Here is a 24,603-nt window from a genome sequence, read left to right as displayed (position 1 = left end):
CGGCTCGCCGCGGCCGGAGGCACTGCCGCCCGTGCCATCGCCACCCTCCGCGGAGCCGACGGTCGGGGTCCTGCGCCGCCGCGTCGTGCGACTCGCCGCCCCGATCTGCGCGGCGCTCGTCGTGGGGGCGCTCGCGCAGCTCGTCATCGCGGCGCTGCTGGGGCACATGGGCGACGACGCGCTCTACGTCCGGTCGCTCTTCATCCCCGTGACGTTCCTGGTGCTCGCGGTCCAGGAGGGCCTCGACGTCTCGACGCAGGTCGGCTTCGCGCGCCTGCACGGGTCGCGGGCCCGGGCCACGGAGGACGGCGCAGCGGAGGACGACGGCGCGACCGCTGTGCCGACGTCGGCCACCACGGCGCTGCTGGGGCGGTTCGTGGGTGGCGGTGCGGCGGTGCTCGGCGGGGTCGCCCTGCTCGTGGTCCTCGCCGCCCCGGCGCTCGCCGACGTGCTGTCCGTGCCTGCGCCGCTCGTCGCGGAGTTCGTCGCGTTCGCGCGCTGGACCGTGGTCGCGAGCGTGCTGTCCGTCCCGACGGCGGTCGCGGCCGCCGCGCTGCGGGGGTGGGCGCGCACCGGGGCGTCGGCGACCGTGGCGCTGCTCGTCGCGGGGCTCCAGGTGCTCGTCGTGTGGCTCGTCGGGCTCGTGGGCGGGTTCGGCGCGCTCGCGGTCCCGGTCGCGATCACGGGCTCCACGCTCGTCGGCGCGGCCGTCGCGTGGGCGCTCCTCGTGCGCGCCCACCTGCTCCCGAGGCCCGGGCACGTCCCGGGCATGCGACGCCTGCTCGCCCTGCGCCACCACCCCGCGCCGCAGCGGCTCGCCGCGGCGTGGCGACGGGCGCTCCGCGCCCTGCCCGCCGGGTCGTGGACGACGCCGACCCCGCCCTCACCCTCTACGGCGCCGGCCGCCGAGCCGACGACGTCGGACGTTCCTCCCGGGGGCGCCGTGGTCGAGCGGGTGGACGTGCGCGGGCTGCTCCTCGGCGTCGGCCTGCCGGTCGGACTGTCCTACCTCCTGCTCACCGTGACGAACCTCGTCATGGTGTGGGTCCTCGGGCCGTCGGGCACGGACGTCGTCGCCGGGTTCGGCGGCGCCGCGACGGTCCAGACGCTCGTGATCGTGCCGGCCATCGGGCTCGCCGCGGCGGTGAGCATCGTCATGAACCAGCAGTGGGGGGCGGGGGAGCTCGGCCTGCTGCCGCGCACGCTGCGCGCGGGCACGGTGGTCGTCGCGGGCGTGTACGTGGTGGTGGGGGCGCTCGTCCTCCTGACCGCGCCGGTCGTCGCGGGCCAGCTCTCCGCCGACCCGGACGTCGCCGCGCAGACGGCGCTCTACCTGTGCGTGGTCGGGCCGTCGTACGCGGGCGTCGGGCTCGTGCTCTTCCTCCTGACCCTGCTCGAGCAGCTCGGGTACGGGCGCGTCGCCGTGACGCTCAACGTGCTCTACCACGCCGTCTCGCTCGGCGTCGGCGGCATCCTGGCGCGCGCGGGCGGCGGTCCCACCGCGCTGTACACGACGATCGCCGTGATGAACGTCGTCGGGCTGGTCGTCATGCTCCCCGTCGCGGTGCGCCTCGTCCGACGGCGGGCCACCGACGTGCCGGCCGAGACGGCTGCTTCGGCCGCGGAGGTCGCACCGTGAGCGCGCGGGGGACGACGCCGCCGGTCCAGGGCGTGCCGTTCCGTACCGCCCCGGTCCGCGACGTGCCGGTCCGCGACGTGCCCGTCCGCGGCGTGCCGGGAACGGTCGCGGTCCCGCGGACGGCGGCCGGTCCGGGCTCGGAGGCCTCCGAGCCCGTGCTCAGCGTCGTCGTCATGCACCACCCGGCGCGGGGCGACGTCTCGGACCTGGTCGCGGCGTGCGCGCCGCTCGACGTGCGGGTCGTCGAGGACCCCGACCCCGACGGCCCGCCCAGCCCGCTGCGCACCGCGAAGCGCGCCTGGGCCGCCGTCGCACCGGGCGCGACCCACCACCTCGTGCTCCAGGACGACGTCACACCCGTCCCGGGGTTCGCCGAGCTCGTCCTGCGCGCCGTGCGCGCCCGGGACCGGCACGCCGTCGCGCTCTACTCGAACTGGAACAGCCCGCGCAACGCCTACCTCGTGCGTGCGGCGGCCGCCGCCGGGCAGGCGTGGGCGCCGCTCGGCCACGACGAGTGGGTGCCCACGCTCGGCCTCGTCCTCCCCGCGGACGGCGCGCTGCGCCTCGCCGCGCACCTCGCGGCCCTGCCCGACGACGAGCGGGACGACGACGAGGCCGTCGTGACGTTCTGCGCGCGCGAGGGCTACCCCGTCGTCGCGACGCTGCCGCACCTGCTGGAGCACGGCGACGGCCCGAGCCTCGCGGGCAACGACGCGCACGGCGCCCGGCACGCGACCGTCCCGGCGGGCGACGCCGTCGACGCGGACGCGTGGGACCGCCCGGGCCTCGACCGCGAGCCGTCGCGCTCGCCGGCGACCCTCCGGCCGGTCGCGGTCACGCTCGAGCGCTCGCGCTGCACGCTGCGCGTGCTCCGTCCGGGCGCCGGCGAACCGCTGGAGCACCCGTTCGGCTGGGGCTGGGACGCGTGGTCGTGGTGGCTCGGCGTCGACCCGGCGACCGTCGCGCACGACGTGTCTCTACTCGTCGCGGGCGCGTCCCCGGAGCTCGGCCGCGTCTCGCGCGCCGCGCTCGGCGAGCTCGGCGCGGCGTGCTGGCTGCTGGGTCACGACGTCGCCCGCACGGACTGGCCTCCGCCCGCCGGCCCCGACGCCTCGGCGCACCGGGCCGCCGCCGTCCGGACGTGGGTCCTCTCCGGTCTCCTCCCCGCCGACCGCCCGGAGAACCTCGTCGACGAGCTCGTCGCGTTCGGCCTCGACGCGCTGATCGCGGGCGAGACGTCGACCGCGCCGAACCCGGAGTCAAGGGCGGGTTCGACGCCCGGGCCGCCCACAACCCCGGGTTCGGCACCGGTCGTCGGGGCTGATGGAGGCGACGGCGCGGCCGGCACCGACCTCGAACGGGCCGCGCTCGCCGCCGCGCGGCTCCTCGGGGAGCGCGACGCCGAGGTCGTGTGCCGGGCGGCGGGCCCCGCGGTGCCGGTGCGCGTCGTCGTGCACGACTGCCCGGCGTGCGGCGCGCGTGCCGAGGCCGCGGTGCGACGTCTCGGCGCGCAGGTCGACCTCGACGGTGCCGCCGAGCACCGGGTCGCCGGGCCCGACGACGCCGTGGGCGTCGGCGCGACGCCCTCCGATCGGTCCGACCGTCCCGCGGCATCCGCGGCGCCTGCGGCACCTGACGCGCCTGATGCGCCCGACGCACTCGCGGCACCCGACGGGCCGGGTCGCCGTGCCGTCGTCGAGATCCTCGCGTGCGAGCAGGTCGAGTCGCGTGGGCTCCTCGGCGTCGATCCCGGCCGCCGCTACGTCTCGCGGGGGTTGTGGGCGTCGCGCAGGACGGTGGCCACGTCGCCGCGCGCGACGACGGACGAGCCGCACGGGGCCCCGGCGCACCCGGCCGACGTTTCGACCCCCACCGCGGCGGACCTCCTGGTGGCGCTCGCGGGTGACCGCGTCGCGCACGTGCTCCCGGTCGTGACGCGCGCGGACGGGGACGCGCCGGGCCGGCCGAGCCCGGCCGCGCTGGGCGTGCAGCACGCGGCGGGACCCGTGCAGCGGTACGCGGACGTCCACGCCGAGGCGCGGCTCGCGCGTGCGGGGACGCTGCTGTGAGCGCGACCCCGACCGCACCGTCGGACCGCGCCCCGTCGGACCGCGCCCCGTCGGACCGCGCGTCGGCGGGCGCGTGGGCGTGGCGTGGCGCGGCCCTGCTGCTCGATCTCGACGGGACGCTCGTCGACTCGTCCGCCGCGATCGAACGGCACACGCTCGCGTGGGCGGCCCGGCTCGGGCTCGACGGCGACGCGGTGGTCACGGCGTCGCACGGCCGCCGCGACGTCGAGGTGGTCCGCCTCGTGGCGCCGGACGCCGACGTCGCGCGCGAGGTCGAGTGGCTGCACCGCATCTCGTGCGACGACACCGAGGGCGTCGTGGCCGTGCCGGGCGCCGCAGCGCTGCTGGACGGCCTGGACCCGCGGGCCTGGACGGTGGTGACGTCGGCGGCGCGCGAGGTCGCGCTCGCGCGCCTGACGGCCGCCGGTCTGCCCGTGCCGGCGCGGTTCGTCTGCGCGGAGGACGTGGCGCGCGGCAAGCCCGACCCGGAGGGGTTCCTCGCAGGGGCGCGGCTGCTCGGCGTCGACCCGCGCCGCTGCCTCGTCCTGGAGGACTCCGCCGCGGGGGTCGCCGCGGGCCGGGGCGCGACGGCGACCGTGCTCGCCGTCGGCCCGGACGACGTCCCCGGCGCCCACCACGGCGTCGCGGACCTGCGCCCGGTCGGCGTCCGCGCGGTCGACGGCCAGGTGGAGGTCGTGGTGACGGCGCGGGACGCGGGTGCTGTCGAGGTCCCGGTCGAGATCCTGTCCGCACGGCAGCCCGACGGGCTCGGCGACGACCTGCCGGAGTTCGTCGCATGAGCGCGGTCGACCCGGTGCCCGAGGTGGATCTGTGGTTCGTCGACACGACCCCGCCCCCCGCCGAACACGACATGAGTGTCGTTCTGGGCTCCATTCCGACAGCAAGGTCGTGCTCGACGGCGAGTGACGCCGTGCTCGGTGCCGAGGTGCTGGACGCGGCGGAGCGTGACCGCGCCCGGCGGCTCGCCTCGCCCGCCGACGCCGCGCGGTACGTGCGCGCGCACGTCGCCGCGCGCGAGCTCCTCGCGGCGCGCACGGGCCTGTCGCCCGCGGACGTGCGCTGGGAGGTGGGACCGCACGGGAAGCCGGGTCCCGTCGTCGGGCAGCGGTGGAACCTCAGCCGCAGCGGCGACCACGCGCTCGTCGCGCTCGCCGAGACGGACGTGGGCGTCGACGTGCAGGTGCGCGACCCGCGCGTGGACGTCCACCGCCTCGCCGCGCGGTTCCTCGCCCCGGGGGACGCGCGGTCGGACGTGGACGGGGACCTGTGGCGGCGGTTCTCGCGGCTGGAGGCGTGCGCCAAGGCGGTCGGGGGGCGGCTGCTCGACGTGCTCGGGCTCGACGTCCGGGCGCCCGGGACCGTGCGGGCCGACGACGGCCCGTGGCGCGGCCAGGAGTGGTGGGTGAGCGACGTGGCGGCACCTTCCGGCGCCGTCGCGGCCTGCGCGACGCCGGGGCCGCGGCCGCACGCGCTCCGCACCCGGGTCTGGGGCGCGGAGCAGCCGTCGCCCACGGTGCGGGGCGGCGGGGGAGGTACGTGGTGAGGGTCGTGCACCAGCTCGAGGTCGGCGGTCGCGCGGGCGAGGCGCCCGCGACGTGGGGCCAGACCGCGATCCGGCGCGCGCTCGGCGCGCTCGAGCCGCTGGACCACCAGTTCAACCTTGTGTGGGGCGGCCCGCTCGACGCGCCGGTGCCGACCGAGGCCGCGACCGCCGTCGTGCGCGCGCTCGTCGAGCGGCACGACTCGCTGCGGACGCGGATCCACCCGCGCGGCGACGCCTTCGTCCAGGAGCTGTGCGGCGCCGGGACGGTCGAGGTCGTCGAGGAGCGGGTCGCCGACGTCGGCGAGGTCGCCGCGTCCGGCGCGCGGCTGCGCGACGAGCTCTGGGGCCGTGCGTTCGACTACCCGACCGAGCTGCCCGTGCGGGCGGGTCTCGTGACGGTGGACGGCGCGGTGCACCACACGACGCTCGTCGTCGCGCACACCGCGCTCGACGGCTGGGGGCTCCCCGTCCTCGACGCCGACCTCACGGCCCTCGCCGCGGGCGGCGCGCTGCCGGCCCGCGGGGCGTGGACGCCGCTCGAAGAGGCGGCCTGGCAGACGTCGGACGAGGGACGACGGCACGACGCCGCCGCGCGCGCCCGCACCCTGCGCACCATGCGCGCCGCCCCGGCGCAGGTCTTCGCACCGCGCCCCGCCGAGGCGCCCGACGGCGGGCCGCGGTACCGGCAGACGGTCCTGCGTTCGCGACGCCTGGGGCCGGCGGCCGAGCGCGTGGCCGCGCGCTGGCGCACGAGCGCGTCCGGCGTGCTGCTCGCGGCGTCGTGCCGGGCGCTCGCCCTCGCCGCGGGACGTGACGACCTCGCGCTCCAGGTCATGGTGAGCAACCGCTTCCGCCGGGAGCTCGCCGAGGCCGTCGTGACGACGGCCATGGAGGGCCTGGTGCACGTCGACGGCCTCGACGCGCCGTTCGACGAGGTGGGCACGCGCGTCTGGCGCGCGGCGATGACGGCGTACCGGTCGGCGTACTACGACAAGGACCGGCTCCAGGCGGAGGCCGCGGCCGACCCGTCGACCGCCCACGACGGCACGTGCTGGTACAACGACCGCCGCGGCACCGGTCCCGACCGGACGCTGCGCGCCCGCCCCTCGCGGTCGCGCCGGCTCGCGCGCGCCGACGCGTCCGACGAGCAGGGCGGCGTCACCCTCACGCTGCACCTCGTCGACGCCCCGGGCGGGGGCATCGACGTCGTCCTCACCGCCGACACGACGCGCCTGGAGGACGCGACCGCGGAGGGGGTCGTGCGCGACGTCGAGCGGTGCGTCCTCGACGCGGCACGCGCGGGGAGCGCTGGTCGGGCCGTCACCCGCCGGTAGGTGCCGCGCCCACCGGCGCGACGAGCGAGCGGACGACGAGGGACTGGGCGAGGGTCCCGAACGGCCCGTCCTCGTCGTGCAGCGTCGCGTGCGTGACGCCCGTGCCCGACGCCCCGAACACCACGGCGGTGTCGAGGCCGACCCAGCCGCCCAGCGGCGCGCGGAACAGGTGGGCGGTGAGGTCGACGTTGGGGAACGCCACCTCCCGCGGGTCCGCGCGCACGGCCATGCCGTTGGCGGCGTCGAGCAGGCCGGCGGTGCGGGCGAGCGGCCCCACCTCCTCGTCGGCGACGAGCGGGACGTCGGTGCGCACCCAGACCGTCGCGCGCCCCGGCTCGACCGCGGTGCGGCGGACCTCGACGGAGTCGATGAAGCCGCCGGGCCAGACGGTCGCCGGGTCCCAGGGCGGCGTCCGGTCCGGTCCCGGCACGGGTGCCGGCGCACCGCCGGCGAGGTCGGCGGTGTCGCCCGTCCGCGCGAGCCACGCCCGGAGCGAGACGGCGCAGCGGCCCGCGCACCAGAGCGCCGCCTCCACGAGCTCCACGCCCCGCCCGGGGCGGAGCACCTGGACCCGCGTCTCCACGTCGCCGATCGGGAAGACGCCCCAGATGTCGTAGGCGAGGCGCGAGACGGCGAGGTCGTCGCGCGCTCGGGCAACGCGGTCGGTCTCGACGACGTGCGCGAGCAGCCCGAGCGCGGGCGCGACGTGCTGCTCGTCGGTGCGCCACGCGCCGCCCACGTGCGGGGTCGCGCGGAACGTCGTCGCGCCGGTGCGGAAGAAGTACGCCATCGTGCTCCTCGGTACGGGTGGTCGCTCGGCTGTGCGAGCGGGGGACCTCACGAGTGTGCCCCGTGCGGCGGCGCCCGGTGCCTGTCGGAGGTACCGACGCGTCCGACGGCGGTGGGAGAGCGCCGGGCCGAGCCGTTCCGCCGACCTGGGAGGATCCGACCATGAGCGCGCCTCTCCTGGACTCCCCGCTCCCGATCGTCGCGGCACCGATGGCCGGCGGCCCGACGACGGTGGCGCTGTCGACCGCCGTCGCGTCCGCCGGTGGGTTCCCGTTCCTCGCCGGCGGGTACAGGACGCCCGAGGCGTTCGCGGCGGAGATCGAGGCGTTGCGCCCTGCGGCTCCGGCCTTCGGCGTGAACCTGTTCGTGCCGTCGCGGGACGACGACGTCGACCCGGGAGCGTTCGCCGCCTACGCCGCCGAGCTCGTGCCGGAGGCGGACGCGCTGGGGGTCGCGCTCGACCCGACGCCCGTCGTCGACGACGACCGCTGGGAGGAGAAGCTCGCCCTCCTGCTCGCGCGGCCGGTGCCCGTGGTGTCGCTGACGTTCGGGCTGCCCGACCGGGCCGCGGTCGCCGCCCTCCGCAGCGTCGGGACCCGGGTGCTCGCCAGCGTCACCGCACCCCACGAGGCGCGGCTCGCCCGCGACGTCGGGGTCGACGGTCTCGTGGTCCAGGGTCCGGACGCGGGCGGGCACAGCGCCGTCCACGACCCCGCCCGGTGCCCGGAGCCCGTCGCGACAGCAGAGCTCGTCCGGCGGGTGCGGCGCGAGGTGGACCTGCCGGTCGTGGCCGCAGGAGGCGTCGACGGCCCGGTCGCGGTGCGGGCGCTCCTCGACGCCGGGGCGCAGGCCGTGGCGGTGGGCACGCTGCTGCTGCGGACCGACGAGGCCGGCACGTCGCCCACCTACCGTCGCGCCCTCACGGACCCCGCCTTCACCGAGACGGTCCTGACCCGCGCGTTCACCGGCCGGCCCGCGCGGGCGCTGCGCAACGGGTTCGTCGAGCGCCACCGGGGGAGCGCACCCGCCGCCTACCCCGCGGTGCACCACCTGACCCGGGGACTGCGGCAGGCTGCTGCAGCAGCGGGCGATGCCGACCGCCTGCACCTGTGGGCGGGGACCGGCTACCGGAACGCGTCGGACGGGCCTGCGGCCGACGTCGTGCGGGCGCTCGCGGGCGTCTGAGGGAGCGGGTTGCGGCCGGACGTCAGGGAGCGCCGAGCGCCGCACGAGCCGCGCGCGCGACGGCCGCCGCGAGGCGGTCGAGGGACGTCGAGTGCAGGCGCCACTGCTGCCAGTGCTGCGGCACGTCCATCGCCCGGGCGTCGTCGAAGCCCACGAGGCGCCCGGCGCGCTCGGCCCGGGCGCTCTGGAGGTCGGGGAGCATCCCCCAGCCCATGCCGAGCTCGATCGCGCGGCGGAACTCGTTCGACGCGGGGACGTCATGGCGGGGCGGGTCGATCACCGTTGCCGCCGCTGTCCCCGCTTCAGTCCCCGCTGCACGCTGCGCGCGCAGCCGCAGGTAGCGCTCCTGGAGGTCGTCCTTGCGGTCGAACGCGAGGACGGGTGCGCGGGAGAGCGCGGCGGGGGTCGGGCCGTCCGGGAACCAGCGCGCCACGAACGCGGGGCTCGCCATGGGGCGGTAACGCATCTGGCCGAGCAGGGTCGAGCGGCAGCCCGGGACGGCCTCGGCGACCGAGGTCACCGCCGCGACCGCCGTCCCGTCCCGCAGGAGGCCGATGGAGTGCTCCTCGTCCTCGCGCAGCACCTCGAGCCGGGCCCATCCCGACGCCTCGACGAGCGCGGGCAGGGCCCAGGTGGTCAGGGCGTCGCCGGAGACGACGAGCGTGACCTCGGGCAGCGGCGCGGCGGCATCGTCGGCGTCGGCCGGGTCGCGCCCCGCGGCCCCGATCCCCAGCTCCGTGAGCACGTCCGCCTGCTGGAGCGCGAGGTGGCGCGCGTGCCGGACGAGCACCTGGCCCGGGGGCGTGAGCTCGGCGGGCTTCCCGCGCCGCACGAGCACCTGGCCCACGGCCGACTCGAGCGCGCGCACACGCTGGCTCACGGCGGACGGGGTGACCCCGAGCCGCTGGGCGGCGGCCTCGAACGTCCCGGCGGCGGCGATCGCGGCGAGCGTGCGGAGCTGGTCGGGCTGGAGGTCCACCATGAAGCAGATCTTAGGGAAGTGCAGAATCTTTCGCTGTACTTCACCTCGTGCGATGCCTACCGTCGAGGGCGTGCTCGCCGCTCTCTCGCCCCTCGCCGCCGGTCTCGCCGCCGGGCTGTCCCTCATCGTCGCGATCGGGGCGCAGAACGCGTTCGTGCTGCGCCAGGGCCTGCGCCGCGAGCACGTCCTGCCCGTCGTGCTCGTCTGCGCGCTCTCCGACCTCGTCCTCATCGCCGCTGGGACGGCCGGGCTCGGCGCGCTCGTGACCGGCGCGCCCGCGCTGCTCACCGCTGTGCGCTGGGGCGGCGCCGCGTTCCTCCTCACGCTCGCGGCGCTCGCCGCCCGCCGCGCCCTGCGGCCCGGCGGGCTCGACGCAGCATCCGGCGAGGTGTCCGGCGCCGGCGCGACGAGCGCCCGCTCCGCCGTCGGGACGTCGCTCGCCCTCACCTGGCTCAACCCGCACGTCTACCTCGACACCGTGCTGCTCCTCGGGTCGCTCGCGGCGGGCTACGCCGCCGCGCACGCCGGGGCGGCGGGCGACCCCGACGCGGCCCGGTGGCTCTTCGGAGCGGGCGCGATGGTCGCGAGCATCCTGTGGTTCACGGCGCTCGGCTTCGGGGCCCGCCTGCTCGCGCCCGTGTTCGCGCGTCCCGGCGCGTGGCGCGTGCTCGACGGCGCGATCGCCGTCGTCATGGCGACGATCGGGGTGTCGCTCCTGCTCGGCGGCTGACGCGGCGTCGTCCTCAGGACGTCGCCCAGACCCCCAGCTCGTTGCCGCTCGGGTCGAGGAAGTGAAACCGTCGGCCGCCGGGGAACTCGTACGGGCCCTCGACCACCTGGCCACCCGCGCCCTGCACGGCGGCGAGCGTCGCGTCGAGGTCCGCGGAGAACAGAAGCACGAGCGGCCCACCCCGGGAGACGTCGGCCGCCTCCGCCAGACGCAGCCCGCCCGCCTCGTCCGGACCCGACTCCGCGGCCGTGCGGATCCCCGCGTACCCGGGGCCGTAGGGGACGAACTCCCAGCCGAAGGCCGCGCCGTAGAAGGCCTGTGCCGCGGCGAGGTCGGTCACGGGGAGCTCGACGTAGTCGATCGTGTGGTGGATGCCGTGCGCGTGCGTGCTCATGCCGTCATCGTCGCGCGGGCCACCCACGCGGTGCGCAGCCGGCGCGCCATGGCGCGGTGAGTCCCGGCGCGCGCCCGTCGACAGGCTGACGATCCGATGCTCGCGAGCCTGTTGCGGCCTACGACGCGCTGGCGGAGGGCGGTCGGGTCGAAAATCCCGGGCGTCGCACGATCGTGGGCCGATACGATCGACAGGATCTTCCTCCCGGGCCCCGTCGGCCCCAGACCAGGCCCTGAGCCCTAGACAAGGTGTGCGTGTGTTGACCTCGGTCCTCGCCGAGCGACCTCTTCGCTCCGCGTAGCTCCGTCCACGCTGCCGCGATCATGCGGCGGTCCCCCGGGACGGACTCCCGGTGCGCTCCCAGGGCCCTCTTCGGCGACCCGGCCGCGGCGCGGACATGGATCGTCTGCGCGCCGTCGGGGACGCGTGGGTCAGAGGTCGTTCGGCTGCTCTTGCTGTCTTCGTACGTTCTTCCAGCAAGGAGCACCCCGGTGTCCAGCAACGACACAGACTCGTCGTCCTGCAACAACACAGACTCGTCGCACACCCCGAGCCGCCACGTCTCCTCTCTCGAGACCTTCTCCTGCGTCCAGTGCGGATTCAGCGTGCCGGCACGCACACCGCAGGACCGGTGGCGAAACCACTGCCCCGTCTGCCTCTACTCGAGGCACGACGTCGCGCCGACCGAGGCAGAGACCCCGTGCGGCTCGCGCATGAGGCCTATCGCCATCGCCGTGCTCCGGACCGGCGAATGGATGCTGATCCATCGCTGCGTCGCCTGCGCGCACCTGACCTCGAGTCCGGTCGCCCCCGACGACAACCAGATCATCCTCATGCGGATGGCCGTCCGGCCTCTGGCCGAGCCCCCGTTTCCTCTCGAGTCGTTCGGAACACTCTGAGCGACCCGCGTCCGGAAGGACCTGACATGCCACGACGAAAGTACCCCCGGCAGGGCCGTGCTCAGCGGCACAAGACCGTCCTGCACGCCAACGGCCGACACCGGAGCAACGACTTCCGGTGCGTGAGCTGCCGGCTCGACGTCTCTCTCGACGCTCCGGGCAGCGCACACCGGAACCACTGTCCGAACTGCCTGACGAGCCTCCACGTCGACCGCCGCACTCCCGGTGACCGTGCCGCTGACTGCCGCGGCAGGATGGAGGCCCTGAGCCTGACCGCACGCCCCGACGGTGAATGGCTGATCATCCATCAGTGCCTGACGTGCAGCGGACTCAGCGTCAACCGCATCGCGGGCGACGACAACGCGCTCGTTCTGATGCGGTTGGCCCTCAGGCCGCTCCACGATCGACGAGTGGCCCGCAGCGCACTGATCGCCGCGCTGTGACGCGGCGCTGAGCCGCACGGTCCCGGCCCTCCTGGCTCCGCCCAGGAAGGCCGGGGCCGTGTCGTGGGCGTCGCTTCATCCGGAGCCCGCCGTCACGGCCGCGGGTCGACCCGGCGCCAGGGCTTGTCGTCCCGCCGTGCGCCGGTCCCGGCCGCGCAGCGGCGACACACGGACGTGACGGCGTCGGCGTCCCGCCCGGTCGCGGGCTGGACGTCCGCCCAGGTCACGTGCGGGAAGCGCGCGAGGCCCTGGCGGCTGAGCTGCAGGCGGCACACCGTCGCGTTCGTACCGCGCTCCCACGCGTGGACCTCTCCGGCGGGCATCCGCACGCCGTCCGGGTCGACCCACGTCCCGGTCGCCGCCACCGCCGCCCCTGAGACGCGTCTCGGCATCGTCGTCACCTCCCCTCCCATCCTGCGCCCGGCCGGGGGCCGTCGCAGCCCTGTCGGGGGCGGGAGCGGGCTCCCGGGCGGCAGTCAGGTGAGGTGGTCGAAGTCCCCCCGGACCCAGGCGGCGTGACGCTGCGCGGAGCGGAGCACGACGTCCCGCGCGTCGGCGGGGATGACGCCCTCGAAGTTGTTGTAGAGCCGTTCGAAGGGACGACGTGCGACGTGCTCGGCGACGCGCAGCACGACGGCGGCGGAGAGCGGGATGCGGTTGGGGTAGGACCGCATGAAGCTCACGGACGTGCGGTCCGGGTTGGCGAAGATCGTGTCTCCGGACAGCAGCACGCCCCGACCCTCGGCGCCGGCCGCCCAGTGCACGACGGCGCTGCCGGGGAAGTGGCCGCCCGGCTGTGACAGGACGACGCCGGGCAGCACCTCGCGCTCGCCGGTCCACGTCTCGATGACCGGGTCGGGGCGCGCGACCCAGTGCGCGTCGGCCTCGGCGACGAGCACGGGGACGCCGCCCAGGGCACGGCTCCACGCGACCTGGACGCCGAACATGTGGGGGTGGCTCGCCGCGATCGCCACGACGGGGCCGAGCGCGCGCACCCGCTCGACGGCGTCGTCGTCCACGTAGCCGGGCGGGTCCCACAGGAGGTTGCCCGCGGGGGTGCGCACGATCTTGGCCTGCTGCCCGATGCCGACGCTCGGCTCGCTCGAGAGGCCGAACAGGTCGGGCTCGAGCTCTTCCAGCACGAGGCGCTCGCCGGCCGCGGCGAGCTCGGCGAGCGTGGTCCACGCCTGCCCGCTCGCGGGGACCCACTGGCGCTCGTCGGCGCAGATGGCGCACACGTCGGGTCGCTCGGCGTGCTCGACCGCGCACGTGCGACAGATCCACCACTCCTCGGGGGAGGCAGCGGCGGCGGGCGCGAGGGGCTCGGGGGACGGCGTCGTCGTCATGGGCACAGGTCTACCGTGACCCGCCGACACACGTCACCCCGCACCCCGCACCCCGCTGACCTGCGAGACTGGCGCGCCTATGATCTCCACGCTCCTCGTCGCGCACCCCTGGTTGTCGCCGCTCGCCCTCCTCGTCCTCGCCGTCGCTGGACCGCTCGTGGGCGCGTGGCTGGCGGGCCGCCGCCCGCTCGCGTGGGTGCTCTTCGGCGTCTCGCTGGTCCCCGTGCTGCTGCTGACCCTCGTGCCGGTCGACCGCGAGCTCTTCGCCGTCTGCACCGTGAGCTGGTCGCTGCCGACGCCGGGACGCGTCGAGCTCCTGGCGAACGTCGTGCTGTTCGTGCCGCCGGTGCTGCTCGCCGCGGTCGCGCTGGGCAGGCCGCTCGTCGCGCTCCTCGGCGGCGTCGTCGCCTCCGCGCTCATCGAGGTGGTCCAGGCGCTGGCACCGGCGCTCGGGCGGTCGTGCGACACGAACGACTGGCTCTCCAACTCGATCGGCGCGCTGCTCGGCGCCGGCCTCGCCGTGGTGGCGCTACGGCTCGCGACCCGCCGGGACCGCGTGGCGAACCCGGGCTCGGTCCCCGCCGCGCGCCGGTCCTGAGGAGCAACGCCAAGCGCGGCGTCGAACCAGGCCTCGACACGACCGTGGGAACGCTTCCACCGACGGCCCTCCGCGGGATAGCGTGGTGCTCCGGGCGCCGCCCGTCACCGCCGACAGGACTCGCCCAGGAGATCGCCATGCCGCCCACCACGCTCGACGACGTCGCCGCGGCGGCCCGCGTCTCGCGGTCCACGGCCTCGCGCGTCGTGCGGGGCACGGGACCCGTGTCCGACGCGGCGCGGCGCGCCGTCCTCGCCGCCGTCGAAGAGCTCGGGTACGTGCCGCACCCCGGGGCGCGGTCGCTCGCGAGCGGGCGCGGCGAGCGGGTCGTGGTCGCGGTGGGGTCGCCGTCCGCGGACCTGCTGGGCGACCCCTACGTCGCGCGCGTCGTCGCGGCGGCCAGCCGCGCGGCGGACACCCAGAGCGTCGGCGTGGCGCTGCGCTGGCTCGGGCGCGACCCGAGGGACGAGCTGGCCCGGCTCGCGCGCGACCCGGGCGTGGGCGGCGTGCTCCTCGTCGACTACTCGGCGGAGGTGCTCGCGAGCGTGCCGCGCACGCTGCTCTCCCGCGTGGCGGCGATCGGCCCCGCCGACGGCCGCGTGCCCTCCTACGACGTCGACGCCGCGGCCGGGATCGCCGCCCTCGTCGAGCACGTGCTCGCCGAGGGGCGGCGCGACGTCGTCATGCTCACCGGGCCGGGCTGGCTCCCCGGCGCGCAGCGCGCCGTCGAGGCGTACGACGCGGTCGTGCGCGCCGCCGGCGTCCCGCGCCGCGTCGTGGCCGCCGACCTGACGGCCCTCGCGGGCGCGGAGGCGGCCCGCGAGGCGCGCCGGCGTTGGCCCGGCGTGGACGCGCTCGTCGCGATGAGCGACACGCTCGCCGTCGGGGCGATGCGCGCGCTCGCGGAGGACGGCGTCCGCGTGCCCGACGACGTCGCCGTCACCGGGTTCGACGACCAGCCCTTCGCGGAGCAGGCCGGTCCCGGCCTGACGACCGCGACCCACCCCGTGGAGCGGATCGCGGCCGCGGCGACGGCAGCCCTGCTGGACCGCCGCCGCCGCGACGACGAGCGCACGTTCCCGTCCGTCGTCGTCCGCCGCACGAGCGCCTGAGGCGCGGGCGCGCTCGCGCGGCCGGCCCGCCGCCCGCGTCTGCCTCGCCCTGCGCCCCGCGGTGGGACATGGCAGCATCGCGCGTGGTCGTCTCGGACGATCCGGACGGAGGGGACGGGATGGGGCTGGACGTCGACGGGGTCGAGCAGGAGGACGCGACCGGGTCGCTCCCGGGCTGGGACCGCGTCGAGGAGCACGTCCGCGCGGCGCACGAGCGCTACCGCGGGAACGACGACGGCGCGGTCGCCGACTACATCCCCGTCCTCGCCGAGGCCGACCGGTCGCTGTTCGGCGTGTGCGTCGCCGAGTCGGGCGGCGCGGTCCACGCCGTGGGCGACGCCGACGTCGAGTTCTCCGTCCAGTCGATCTCCAAGGCGTTCGTCTACGCGCTCGTGTGCGAGGCCTACGGGCACGAGGGCGTGCTCGAACGGGTCGGGGTGGACAGCACGGGCCTCCCCTTCAACTCCGTGATGGCGGTCGAGCTCCACGACGGCCACCCGCGCAACCCCATGGTCAACGCCGGCGCGCTCGCGACGACGGCCCTCGTGCCGGGCGCGTCCTTCGCCGAGCAGTGGGAGAACGTGCGCACCGGGCTGTCCCGGTTCGCCGGCCGACCGCTCGAGCTCGACGGGGAGGTCTACCGGTCGGAGTCGGCGACGAACATGCGCAACAGGGCGATCGCCCGGCTCCTGGAGAGCTACGGGCGCATCGAGCTCGACCCGCTCGAGGTCGTCGACGTCTACACCAAGCAGTGCGCGCTGCGCGTGAGCGCGCGCGACCTCGCGGTCATGGGGGCCACGCTCGCGGACGGCGGGGTCAACCCGGTCACGGGCGAGCGCGTGGTCTCGGCGCAGGTGTGCCGCGACACGCTCGCCGTGCTCGCCTCGACGGGGATGTACGAGCGGTCGGGGGAGTGGCTGTTCGAGATCGGCCTTCCTGCCAAGTCCGGCGTGGCAGGGGGGATCGTCGCCGTCGCCCCCGGGAAGGGGGCGATCGGCACGTACTCCCCGCCCCTCGACCCGGCCGGGAACAGCGTGCGCGGGCAGCGCGCGACCGCGTACCTCTCGCGGACCCTCGGCCTCAACATCTTCGCGTCGTCCGCGCAGGTCCCCGTGACGCCCGTCCGCCCGACCGAGAGAAGGGACCCGGCCTCGTGAGCACCCGAGACGTCGTCGACAGCAGCGCCGCACCCGCGACCGAGGACCGCCGGTCGTGGGTGCCGATGGTCGGCCTGTTCCTCGCGCAGGTCCTCATGTCGTTCAACGTCGCCGCCCTGCCGGTGTCGCTGGGCGGCATGGTCGAGGACTTCGGCGTCCCGCCGACCGTCGCGAGCACGACGATCGTCGTCTACGGCCTCGCGGTCGCCGCGCTCGTCATGACCGGGGCGAAGCTCGGGCAGCGGATCGGGTGGGTCGCGATCTTCCGGGTCGTCGTCGCGACGTTCGCCGGCTCGGCGCTGCTCATGATCCTCTCGCCGACCGTCGCGTGGGCCATCACGGGCCAGGCCGTCGCCGGCGCCTCGGCCGCGATCATCGTGCCCGCGCTCGTCGCCCTCATCGCGGAGAACTACCGCGGACCCCAGCAGGCGACGGCGATCGGCTCGCTGGGCTCGGCGCGCGCGGTGTCCGGCATGAGCGCGTTCTTCATCGGCGGCGCGCTCGGGACGCTCATCGGCTGGCGGCCCACGTTCGCGATCGTCCTGGCGCTCGCCGTCGCCGTCTTCGTCCTCAGCTTCCGGCTGCGCTCCGACGCCGGCGACCCCGGCATCCGGATCGACCTCGTGGCCGCGGTCCTCATCGGCGCGGCCGTCGTCGCGCTCACCCTCGGCTTCAACAACCTCAACGCCTGGGGGCTGTTCTTCGCCGCGCCGGGGGCGCCGTTCGACCTGGTCGGGGTCTCGCCCGCGCCGCTGCTCGTGCTGCTCGGCATCGTGCTCGGCCAGACGTTCTTCTGGTGGACGCGGCGCCGGACCGCCGCCGGCAAGGTGCCGCTCGTCGACCTGTCCGTCCTCGCGCGCCCGAGCGAGCGGGCGGCGGTGTACGCGATGTTCGTCGTGGTCGCGCTCGAGGCCGCGCTGAACTTCACCGTCCCGCTCTACATCCAGATCGTGCAGGGCCGCACCCCGTTCGACACCGCGCTCGCGATGATGCCGTTCAACCTCACGGTGTTCGTCACCGCGACGCTCGTCGTGCGGTTCTACCGGCGCTACCCGCCGCGCACGATCGGGGTCTTCGGCTTCACGCTGACCACCGTCGCGCTGCTCTGGCTGTCGCTCGTCGTCACCAACAACTGGGAGACGCTGCCCACGATCCTCGGCCTCGTCGTCTTCGGGATCGGCCAGGGCGCCCTGGTGACGCTCGTGTTCAACGTGCTCGTCACCGCGGCGCCCAAGACCCTCGCGGGCGACGTCGGCTCCATCCGCGGCACGACGCAGAACCTCGCCTCGGCGGTCGGCACCGCGCTCGCGGGGGCGCTGCTGGTGACGATCCTGTCGTTCAGCGTCGGGCGCGCCGTGGTCGAGCACCCCGAGCTGCCGCCGTCGCTCGTCGCCCAGGTCGACCTGGACACGGTCAACTTCGTGAGCAACGACGACCTGCGCACGGTCCTCGCGGGCACCGACGCCACGCCCGCCCAGGTGGACGCGGCCGTGGCGCTCAACGAGGAGGCGCGCCTGGGCACGCTGCGGATCGGGCTCCTCATCCTCGCCGGCGTGAGCGCGACGGCGATCCTGCCCGCGAGCCGCCTGCCGCGCTACCGGCCTGACGAGATCCCGGACCCCGCGCCCGCCCGGTAGCCCTCGCTACACGTCACGGCGGTCGGCGTCGCCGCCCTCCGCGCGGGCGGACCCTCGACCGGTCTCGCGGGCCGGCCCGCCGTCTCGGTCGTCGGTGTCGGCGTCAGCGGAGTGACCGCCGCTCTGGCGCAGGGCGCGCGCTTGCTCGACGGCCTCCTCGCGCTTGGCGGCCTTCTTGTCGCTCGCACGCGTGTCCCGCGGCGGGAGCTGGAGGCGCTCCTCGGCCTCGAGTCCGCCCTGGAGCTCCCGGCTGCGCTCGACCTCGGCGTCGAGCTCCGCCCCGAGCAGGAGCGCGAGGTTCGTGAGCCAGAGCCACAGGAGGAAGATGATGACGCCGGCGAGCGTGCCGTAGGTCGCCCCGTAGCTGCTGAACCCGCTGCCGAGGTACAGCCCGAAGCCCGCGGAGGCGACGACCCAGACGAGGATCGCGAGGATCGCGCCCGGGCTGACCCAGCGGAACTTCGGCTGCTTGACGTTGGGCGTGAGGTGGTAGAGCAGCGCGACGAGGATCACCACGAGCAGGAGCGCGACCGGCCACTTCGCGACCTGCCAGACGGCGATCGCGGTGTCGCCGAGGCCCACGAGCTCGCCCACCTGACGCGCGATCGGGCCGGAGAGCACGAGGCTCGCGACGACGAGACCCGCGAGGATCACGGTGATCACGGTGACGCCGAGCATCACGGGGCGCAGCTTCCAGATGGGGCGCCCCTCCTCGACCTCGTAGATGCGGTTCATGGACCGGGCGAACGCGCCGACGTACCCGGACGCGGACCACAGCGCCAGCACGACACCGATGACGAGCGCGAACCCGGCCTTGTCGGTGTTCGCGGCCTGCTCGACGAGCGGCTCGATCATGTCCAGCGTCGTCGACGGCACGACCCCCTCGACGCTCGTGAGCACCGAGTCGACGGCCTTCTCCCCGTCACCCACGAGCCCGAGCAGGGAGACGAGCGCCAGGAGCGCAGGCGCCGAGGCGAGCACGGCGTAGTACGTGAGGGCTGCGGCGAGGTCCGTGCACTGGTCGTCCATGAACTCGCGCACCGCACCCTTGAGCGCGAACCCCCATGACGGCTTGTGCAGGTCGGTGGGGGAGTCGGGCTTGCGCTCGGCGTCGGGGGCGGGCCTGGCCTCCGCGTCCGCCGCGGTCTCGGACGCGCGGCGTCCGCTGCTGCTCTCGGTCATGGCGGCCTCCTCGGTGGGCGTCGCCTCGGCGCGCGACGCTCGCGTCGGCGGACCGGCTCGCGGCCCGTCCCGGACCAACACCACGCTCGGGGCGGTGGGCTCCACCCGCAAGCCGGGACCGGTCAGCCCGGCCCGCCCGCGCGCTCGGCGAACGGCGTGAGGACCAGCTCCCAGCCGCCGTCGTACCGTTCACGGGCACCGGCGCCGTCGTGCCGGGCGGACCAGCCGGAGTGCGTGAGCACGACGTCGGTCCCCTCCCCGGAGGGCGAGAACGTCACCTCGACGTCCGTCGCGGCGTCGGCGCGCTCCCCGGGGTGCCAGGTGAAGGCGACGGCGTGCGGCGGGTCCCAGCGCGTCACGCGGCCCCAGTCGGTGGTCGTGCCGTCGGCGAGCGTCTCGACGAGCCGTACGGCGCGGCCGTCCGCGTCCCGCTCGAAGGCAGCGGTCGAGGTCTCGCCGCCCACGGAGAACGCGCCGAGCGGCCACCACGCCGCGAGCTCGTCGACGAAGACGGCGAACGCGTGCTCCGGCGGGACGGGGACGGCGAGGGTCTTGACGAGCGATGCGGTCGCGGCGGCCATGAGGTTCTCCCAACGGGTACGTCCCCTCGACCGTGACCCCGATCCAGCGAGCCAGCAACCGCGGTTGCGGTCCGGCCGCGGTAGGCCGCCGGGACCACCGGCGCGGCTCGGGCGGCGATCACGGGGGCGTGGGCCCCCTGCGTCGCAGAACCTTCTTCTGCGGCACCCGACAAACGGTCGGCTTCGAACGGGTCGTGCGCGGTCGCGGTGACGCGTTCAGGTTGCGCGGGGGACCGAACTGGTGCTCGAAGGCGATCTGTGTGGGCACTCGCCGTCGACCGCCTGTTCGCGGTTGGCTGTCCGGCACGGAGACGGTCCACCTGGATCGACGGACAAAGGTGATCTACCGCGTGGCCCGGCTCGATGCCTCCGCGTTCCCGACGGGACCGTGCGTCGCCTCGCCGGGGGTCCGCCGCGGCTCAAGACCCGGTCGGTGCGCCGGGCACGTCGGGAGGCACCTGGGTCGGTCCGGCCTCGTCGGGGCGAGGTCGGTCCTGCCGGTGGAGGCGGACGGCGATCAGGGCGATGTCGTCCTCCCCGGGGCCGGCGGGGAGCTCGGCGAGGAGCGCGTCGGTGAGGTCGTCCGCCGGGAGCTCGGCGTGACGGGTCAAGGCGTCGTGCAGCTCGGTGAGGCCGTCGTTCACGGAGCGCGTGCGTCGCTCGATGAGGCCGTCGGTGTAGAGCACGACGGTGGACTCGCGGTCGAGGGTGATCTCGTGGTCGGTCCGCCGACGGTCGGGCATGAGACCCAGCAGGGGGTCGTTCGGTGGTGCCGGCAGGGCGAGCACGGTGCCGTCGGGGTTGATCACCATGGGTGGCAGGTGCCCGGCGTTGGTCCACCTCATCCGGGTGATACCTCGCGCACGCTCCTCGCGCGTCTGCTCGATGCGGGCCATGACGAGGGTCGCCATGACGGGGATCTGCAAGGTGCGGACGGCGGCGTCCAGGTGCTCGACCACCTCGGCAGGGCTGCCCTGCGTGACGACCGAGACGGCCCGGAGCATCGACCGCAGCTGCGCCATGAGCGCTGCGGCCTCGACGTTGTGGCCGACGACGTCGCCGATCACCAGGACGGTCGACCCGTCGGGCTGCATGAAGGCGTCGTACCAGTCCCCGCCGACCCGCGTCGCCTCCGCCGCGGGCTGGTAGCGGACGGCGACGTGCATGTGGTCCGGTTCGACCGGCGCCGTCAGCAGGGAGCGTTGGAAGGTGAGGGCGACGTTGCGCTGCTGGCGGTACAGGCGGGCGTTGTCGAGGGCCAGGGCGGCTGCGTCCGACAGCTGGGACAGGACTGCCAGGTCCGCCGGGGTGAGAGCGGCCCGCCCTTCACCCATGAACAGGGTCAGCGCGCCCAGGGTGCGTCCCCGGGAGTGCAGCGGGACGACGGTCAGCGACGTCGGCGCCAGCTGCTCGGCCAGGTCCCGGGCGCGCCCCGGGACGAGGACCTCGTCGAGGGCGTCGAGCGCGTCGGTCGGGACGTGCACGAGCCGCAAGGAGTCGATCGAGTCCATGAGCATCGAGTGCTCGCGCAACGCGCTGATCCGCACCGCCGCGTACTCGGCGAGCGTCGCGCGGCGAGCGGGGTCGGCGTGCCACCACCCGATGTCGCTCAGGTGGCGGTGCGGTGTGCGGGACTCGTCGTCTGCGACCAGGGTGACGATGCACCAGTCGGCCGCCTCCGGGACCAGAAGGCGAGCGAGCCGACGCACCGCCTCGTCGACGTCGGAGGTCTGAGCCAGCTGGTTCACGATCTCGGAGACCAGCGGTCGCAGGCCGGTGGTGTGCTCGTCCACGCTGCCGTCCTTCGGTCGACGTCGCACGTCTGGTCGCATGCCACGGGTGGACGACAGTAGCGGCAGTGAATGGAGCACGCCGCCGGGGCGGACGCCCGCGTGACGAGAGCCTGCGCAGCGACGCGCGTCTCGTGAGCGGGAGGCGGGCCCGGCGCAGGTGGTCCTGGCTCGCGTGCCGACCGCCGCACCCGTCGCTCAGCGCGGTGTCGGTGACGCGGTCGACCTCCGCTCCACCAGGGCGACGTCGATCCGTGTGACGCCGTTCGGGCCCTCACCGCTCGGCTCGGGCTCCGAGCGCCGGGGTCGCGAAGCGCCGTCGTCCAGCGCGTCGAGGAGCAGGTCGGCCGCCGTGCGTCCCTTGAGCGCGGTGTCCTGCGCGACAGTCGTGAGCGGCGGGTCGACGTACCGCGCGATCTCGGCGTCGTCGAACCCCACGACCGACACGGCGTCCGGCACACGGACCCCGGCCTGCGCCAGCCCGCGCGAGATCCCCGCGGCGAGGACGTCCGCCGTGGCGAACACGGCCGTCGCGCCGGGGTGCTCGGCCGCGACCTGAGCGGCGGCGTCGAGGCCGTCGTCGTACGTCGTGTTCGCCGCCACGACGTGCAGCACGACGGCGTCCCCCGCCTCCCCGCGCACCGTGCCGGGCGCCGCTGCCCCGGGCGGCGTCCCCTCGGCCGGGTCGAGGCCGAGCCCCGCGCGGAAGCCCGCGAGGCGCTCGCGGACGACCTGGCTGGTCGTGCCCACGGGCCCGCACAGCACGACCTCGCGGTGGCCGAGCGCGCGCAGGTGGGCGCCCGCGAGGCGCCCGCCCTCGAAGTCGTCGGCGCGCACGGTCGCGGCGCCGGGCGCGTCCACGTAGGTGTCCACGACGACGGCGGGCACGTCCTGGGGCAGGTCGAGCGCCGCGAGCTCGTCGTCGGTGAACCCCATGACGACGATCCCGTCGAGGCTCCAGCGCCGCACGGAGTCGAGCACGTCGCGGTGGCGCGTGACCCCGCGCAGCATGAGGTGGTGGTCGCGCTCGCGCAGGCGGGCCTCGACGGCTCCGGCGACGGCGACGTCGTGCGGGCTGCCGAGCAGGCTGCCGCCGTCGGCGCGGTCGGGCAGCAGAAGGCCGACGAGCCGCGTGCGCCGGGCCGCGAGACTCTGCGCCGGGCCGTTGGGCACGTAGCCCCGCGCGGCGACGATGCGCTCGACCTCGCGCGCGGTCGCGGGGGAGACGCGGCCGAGGTTGCCGTTCACCACGTTGGAGACGGTCATGACGGACACGCCCGCCTCGCGGGCGATGTCCTTGAGCGTGACGCGGGCCATCGGCGGCGCGGCTCCTTCGGTCGTGGGCGGGCGCGGGTCGGCCCGAGGGTCGACGGTAGCCGCGACGGCGGACGGCCGTCGTGACCAACTCGTGACCTATCTGCTGCTTGACGTCGATCCTAGGCGCATTTAGCGTTAAACGTGTAGCGCTAAACCTGCACTGCTCACGGTGGGGACGGCGGCCGACGGGACGGACCGGCGGCGTCGAGGGGCAGCGCGTTCCCGACACCCAGCAGACGCGGGCATCATGGCCCGGAGTCCTCAGCGAGGAGAGACGATGAAGTCAGCAACCACGGCGGGCGCGGCCGCGCTCACCGGCGCCCTGGTCCTCACCCTGACCGCGTGCGGCACCGGCGACGGCGGCGAGGGCGACGGCGCCGCGAGCTCCGGCGCGGTCGAGATCGAGGTCTCGATCGACGCCGGCCTGGACGACGACGCGCGCGCTAAGTTCGACGAGCGCGTCGCCCAGTTCGAGGACGAGCACCCGGACATCACCGTCACGGCGCGCGAGTACACGTGGGAGGGCACGACGTTCGCCACCGAGCTCGCCGGCGGCACGCTCCCCGACGTCTTCACCATCCCGTTCACCGACGGCCGCGGCCTCATCGAGCGCGAGCAGATCGCCGACATCAGCGACCTCGTCGCCGAGCTCCCGTACGCGGAGGACTTCAACCCGAACGTCGCGCAGGCCGGCCAGGCCACCGACGGCTCGATGTGGGCCGTGCCCATCGCCGCCTACAGCCAGGGCCTGCACTACAACCGCACGCTGTTCGAGCAGGCCGGGCTCGACCCCGACGACCCGCCGACCACGTGGGAGGAGGTCCGCGAGGACGCGAAGGCCATCGCCGACGCCACGGGCGTCGCGGGCTACGCGACCATGACGTCGGGCAACACCGGTGGCTGGATCCTCACGACGCTCACCAACGCGTTCGGCGGCTCCGTCCAGGAGTTCGACGGCGAGACCGCGACGTCGACCATCGACACGCCCGAGCTCACCGAGGTGCTCGAGTACCTGCACGCCCTGCGGTGGGAGGACGACTCGATGGGAGCGAACTTCCTCTACGACTGGGGGAGCATCAACCAGGACTTCGCCGCGGGCCAGATCGGGATGTACGTCTCGGGCGGCGGCAACTACGGCAACCTCTTCACGCAGAACGCGATGAACCCGGACGACTACGGGCTCACCGTCATCCCCCTGGTCGGCGACGGCGGCGTCCTCGGCGGCGGCACGCTCGCCGCGGTGAGCGCGAAGGCCTCGCCCGAGGAGCAGGCGGCCGGCGTCGAGTGGATCGACTTCTACTACATGCAGAAGCTCGCGGACGAGGACGCCGCCAAGCTCGACGCCGAGACGGCCGCCGCGAACGACCAGCCGGTCGGTGCTCCGGAGCTCCCGGTCTTCGACGAGCAGACATACCTCGAGTCGCGCACCTGGATCGCGGACTACGTCAACGTGCCGGTGGACCAGATGAGCTCCTACACGGAGAACATCTTCGACCAGCCCGTCGTCCCCGAGCCCGCGCGCTCGACGCAGGAGATCTACGCGCTGCTCGACCCGGTCGTCCAGGCCGTGCTCACCGACGAGGACGCGGACATCGACGCGCTCGTCGCCCAGGTGCAGAAGGAAGCCCAGGCGCTCCTCGACGCCGCCCAGGGCTGACCGCCCGCTCCGCGGCCACGCCGCTCGCCGAACCCGGGGTTGCTGCACCCCTCGGTGCCGAACCCGCCCATGTCCCCGGGATCGGCACCGTACCGGCCCACGACCCCGGGTTCGGCGCCTCGCCCGCGCCCCCGCAGACCACCCCGCCCAGCCGTCCGTCCTGCGGTCGAAGGAGATCGTCGTGCACCGAACCTGGCC

The 24,603-nt window shown here is 75.5% G+C and carries 23 protein-coding genes; 14 read left to right on the top strand and 9 right to left on the bottom strand.

Features of this window, described 5'->3' with window-relative positions; translation table 11 throughout:
* The first annotated feature begins 31 nt into the window (after window positions 1-31).
* The 5 genes from A0J59_RS14330 to A0J59_RS14310 all read left to right on the top strand — a co-directional run bounded on the left by A0J59_RS14330 (window position 32) and on the right by A0J59_RS14310 (window position 6,606).
* On the top strand, window positions 32-1,639 hold the full coding sequence (locus A0J59_RS14330) for an MATE family efflux transporter (RefSeq protein ID WP_156533058.1): 1,608 nt from the start codon (window positions 32-34) through the stop codon (window positions 1,637-1,639).
* Complete coding sequence (locus A0J59_RS14325) at window positions 1,636-3,708, top strand: hypothetical protein (RefSeq protein ID WP_064316557.1); 2,073 nt, start codon at window positions 1,636-1,638, stop codon at window positions 3,706-3,708. The genes A0J59_RS14330 and A0J59_RS14325 overlap by 4 nt, the downstream gene beginning before the upstream one ends.
* Window positions 3,705-4,508 (top strand): HAD-IA family hydrolase, encoded by an 804-nt coding sequence (locus A0J59_RS14320; RefSeq protein ID WP_064316556.1) that lies wholly within the window; start codon window positions 3,705-3,707, stop codon window positions 4,506-4,508. Before A0J59_RS14325 ends, A0J59_RS14320 begins: the two co-directional genes overlap by 4 nt.
* A gap of 131 nt (window positions 4,509-4,639) precedes the next feature.
* Entirely contained in the window at window positions 4,640-5,272 is a 633-nt protein-coding gene (locus A0J59_RS21840) for a 4'-phosphopantetheinyl transferase superfamily protein (protein ID WP_064316555.1), read from the top strand.
* Between the two features lie 5 nt (window positions 5,273-5,277).
* Complete coding sequence (locus A0J59_RS14310; RefSeq protein ID WP_172820066.1) at window positions 5,278-6,606, top strand: condensation domain-containing protein; 1,329 nt, start codon at window positions 5,278-5,280, stop codon at window positions 6,604-6,606.
* Here A0J59_RS14310 and A0J59_RS14305 read toward each other — a convergent pair.
* A complete protein-coding gene (locus A0J59_RS14305; RefSeq protein ID WP_064316553.1) occupies window positions 6,593-7,396 on the bottom strand; it encodes a thioesterase family protein in 804 nt (267 codons plus the stop codon). The genes A0J59_RS14310 and A0J59_RS14305 overlap by 14 nt on opposite strands.
* A 161-nt stretch (window positions 7,397-7,557) precedes the next feature.
* On the opposite strand from A0J59_RS14305, the gene A0J59_RS14300 reads away from it, so the two are divergent.
* Window positions 7,558-8,580 (top strand): nitronate monooxygenase family protein, encoded by a 1,023-nt coding sequence (locus A0J59_RS14300; RefSeq protein ID WP_064316552.1) that lies wholly within the window; start codon window positions 7,558-7,560, stop codon window positions 8,578-8,580.
* A 22-nt stretch (window positions 8,581-8,602) separates the two neighbouring features.
* Here the strand turns inward: A0J59_RS14300 and A0J59_RS14295 are convergent, their stop codons facing one another.
* The gene (locus tag A0J59_RS14295; RefSeq protein WP_064316551.1) at window positions 8,603-9,562 is read right to left on the bottom strand and encodes an ArgP/LysG family DNA-binding transcriptional regulator; all 960 of its coding nucleotides are present in this window, start codon (window positions 9,560-9,562) and stop codon (window positions 8,603-8,605) included.
* A gap of 52 nt (window positions 9,563-9,614) precedes the next feature.
* Here A0J59_RS14295 and A0J59_RS14290 point away from each other — a divergent pair, with 52 nt between their 5' ends.
* Window positions 9,615-10,292: a LysE/ArgO family amino acid transporter gene (locus A0J59_RS14290; RefSeq protein ID WP_064316550.1), complete on the top strand. Its 678-nt coding sequence runs from the start codon at window positions 9,615-9,617 to the stop codon at window positions 10,290-10,292.
* Window positions 10,293-10,305: 13 nt separating this feature from the next.
* Here A0J59_RS14290 and A0J59_RS14285 read toward each other — a convergent pair whose 3' ends face one another.
* Complete coding sequence (locus A0J59_RS14285) at window positions 10,306-10,686, bottom strand: VOC family protein (protein WP_047233446.1); 381 nt, start codon at window positions 10,684-10,686, stop codon at window positions 10,306-10,308.
* Window positions 10,687-11,177: 491 nt separating this feature from the next.
* Here A0J59_RS14285 and A0J59_RS14280 point away from each other — a divergent pair, with 491 nt between their 5' ends.
* Both A0J59_RS14280 and A0J59_RS14275 read left to right on the top strand, forming a co-directional pair.
* Window positions 11,178-11,585 carry an RNHCP domain-containing protein gene (locus tag A0J59_RS14280; RefSeq protein ID WP_047233447.1) on the top strand — a complete coding sequence of 136 codons (408 nt, stop codon included), beginning with the start codon at window positions 11,178-11,180 and terminating at the stop codon, window positions 11,583-11,585.
* 26 nt (window positions 11,586-11,611) lie between these two features.
* The gene (locus A0J59_RS14275; protein ID WP_064316549.1) at window positions 11,612-12,028 is read left to right on the top strand and encodes an RNHCP domain-containing protein; all 417 of its coding nucleotides are present in this window, start codon (window positions 11,612-11,614) and stop codon (window positions 12,026-12,028) included.
* Window positions 12,029-12,120: 92 nt separating this feature from the next.
* Here A0J59_RS14275 and A0J59_RS14270 read toward each other — a convergent pair whose 3' ends face one another.
* Both A0J59_RS14270 and A0J59_RS14265 read right to left on the bottom strand, forming a co-directional pair.
* Window positions 12,121-12,420 carry a hypothetical protein gene (locus tag A0J59_RS14270; protein ID WP_047233474.1) on the bottom strand — a complete coding sequence of 100 codons (300 nt, stop codon included), beginning with the start codon at window positions 12,418-12,420 and terminating at the stop codon, window positions 12,121-12,123.
* Window positions 12,421-12,504: 84 nt separating this feature from the next.
* Window positions 12,505-13,374 carry an MBL fold metallo-hydrolase gene (locus A0J59_RS14265; protein ID WP_082141304.1) on the bottom strand — a complete coding sequence of 290 codons (870 nt, stop codon included), beginning with the start codon at window positions 13,372-13,374 and terminating at the stop codon, window positions 12,505-12,507.
* Window positions 13,375-13,453: 79 nt separating this feature from the next.
* Here A0J59_RS14265 and A0J59_RS14260 point away from each other — a divergent pair, with 79 nt between their 5' ends.
* The 4 genes from A0J59_RS14260 to A0J59_RS14245 all read left to right on the top strand — a co-directional run bounded on the left by A0J59_RS14260 (window position 13,454) and on the right by A0J59_RS14245 (window position 17,878).
* Window positions 13,454-13,972 (top strand): VanZ family protein, encoded by a 519-nt coding sequence (locus A0J59_RS14260; RefSeq protein WP_064316548.1) that lies wholly within the window; start codon window positions 13,454-13,456, stop codon window positions 13,970-13,972.
* A 137-nt stretch (window positions 13,973-14,109) separates the two neighbouring features.
* Complete coding sequence (locus tag A0J59_RS14255; RefSeq protein WP_064316547.1) at window positions 14,110-15,084, top strand: LacI family DNA-binding transcriptional regulator; 975 nt, start codon at window positions 14,110-14,112, stop codon at window positions 15,082-15,084.
* 68 nt (window positions 15,085-15,152) lie between these two features.
* Window positions 15,153-16,241 carry a glutaminase A gene (gene glsA / locus A0J59_RS14250; protein ID WP_369799780.1) on the top strand — a complete coding sequence of 363 codons (1,089 nt, stop codon included), beginning with the start codon at window positions 15,153-15,155 and terminating at the stop codon, window positions 16,239-16,241.
* Window positions 16,238-17,878, top strand: a complete 1,641-nt coding sequence (locus A0J59_RS14245) for an MFS transporter (protein ID WP_255365232.1) — start codon at window positions 16,238-16,240, stop codon at window positions 17,876-17,878. Before glsA ends, A0J59_RS14245 begins: the two co-directional genes overlap by 4 nt.
* A 6-nt stretch (window positions 17,879-17,884) precedes the next feature.
* Here A0J59_RS14245 and A0J59_RS14240 read toward each other — a convergent pair whose 3' ends face one another.
* The 4 genes from A0J59_RS14240 to A0J59_RS14225 form a co-directional block, all read right to left on the bottom strand.
* Window positions 17,885-19,060 carry a YihY/virulence factor BrkB family protein gene (locus A0J59_RS14240; protein WP_082141305.1) on the bottom strand — a complete coding sequence of 392 codons (1,176 nt, stop codon included), beginning with the start codon at window positions 19,058-19,060 and terminating at the stop codon, window positions 17,885-17,887.
* A 122-nt stretch (window positions 19,061-19,182) separates the two neighbouring features.
* Complete coding sequence (locus A0J59_RS14235) at window positions 19,183-19,641, bottom strand: SRPBCC domain-containing protein (RefSeq protein WP_064316544.1); 459 nt, start codon at window positions 19,639-19,641, stop codon at window positions 19,183-19,185.
* A gap of 419 nt (window positions 19,642-20,060) precedes the next feature.
* Window positions 20,061-21,434: a PP2C family protein-serine/threonine phosphatase gene (locus A0J59_RS14230; RefSeq protein ID WP_064316543.1), complete on the bottom strand. Its 1,374-nt coding sequence runs from the start codon at window positions 21,432-21,434 to the stop codon at window positions 20,061-20,063.
* 195 nt (window positions 21,435-21,629) lie between these two features.
* On the bottom strand, window positions 21,630-22,748 hold the full coding sequence (locus tag A0J59_RS14225) for a LacI family DNA-binding transcriptional regulator (protein WP_064316542.1): 1,119 nt from the start codon (window positions 22,746-22,748) through the stop codon (window positions 21,630-21,632).
* Between the two features lie 277 nt (window positions 22,749-23,025).
* Here A0J59_RS14225 and A0J59_RS14220 point away from each other — a divergent pair, with 277 nt between their 5' ends.
* Window positions 23,026-24,405, top strand: coding sequence for an ABC transporter substrate-binding protein (locus tag A0J59_RS14220; protein WP_064316541.1), 1,380 nt, complete (start codon window positions 23,026-23,028; stop codon window positions 24,403-24,405).
* Window positions 24,406-24,603: the final 198 nt, after the last annotated feature.

Origin of the sequence: Cellulosimicrobium sp. I38E (assembly GCF_001647255.1) — a bacterium.
Lineage (GTDB): Bacteria > Actinomycetota > Actinomycetes > Actinomycetales > Cellulomonadaceae > Cellulosimicrobium > Cellulosimicrobium cellulans_E.
Note: the sequence above shows the minus strand (reverse complement) of the source record. Positions and strands in the feature narration are given on the sequence as shown.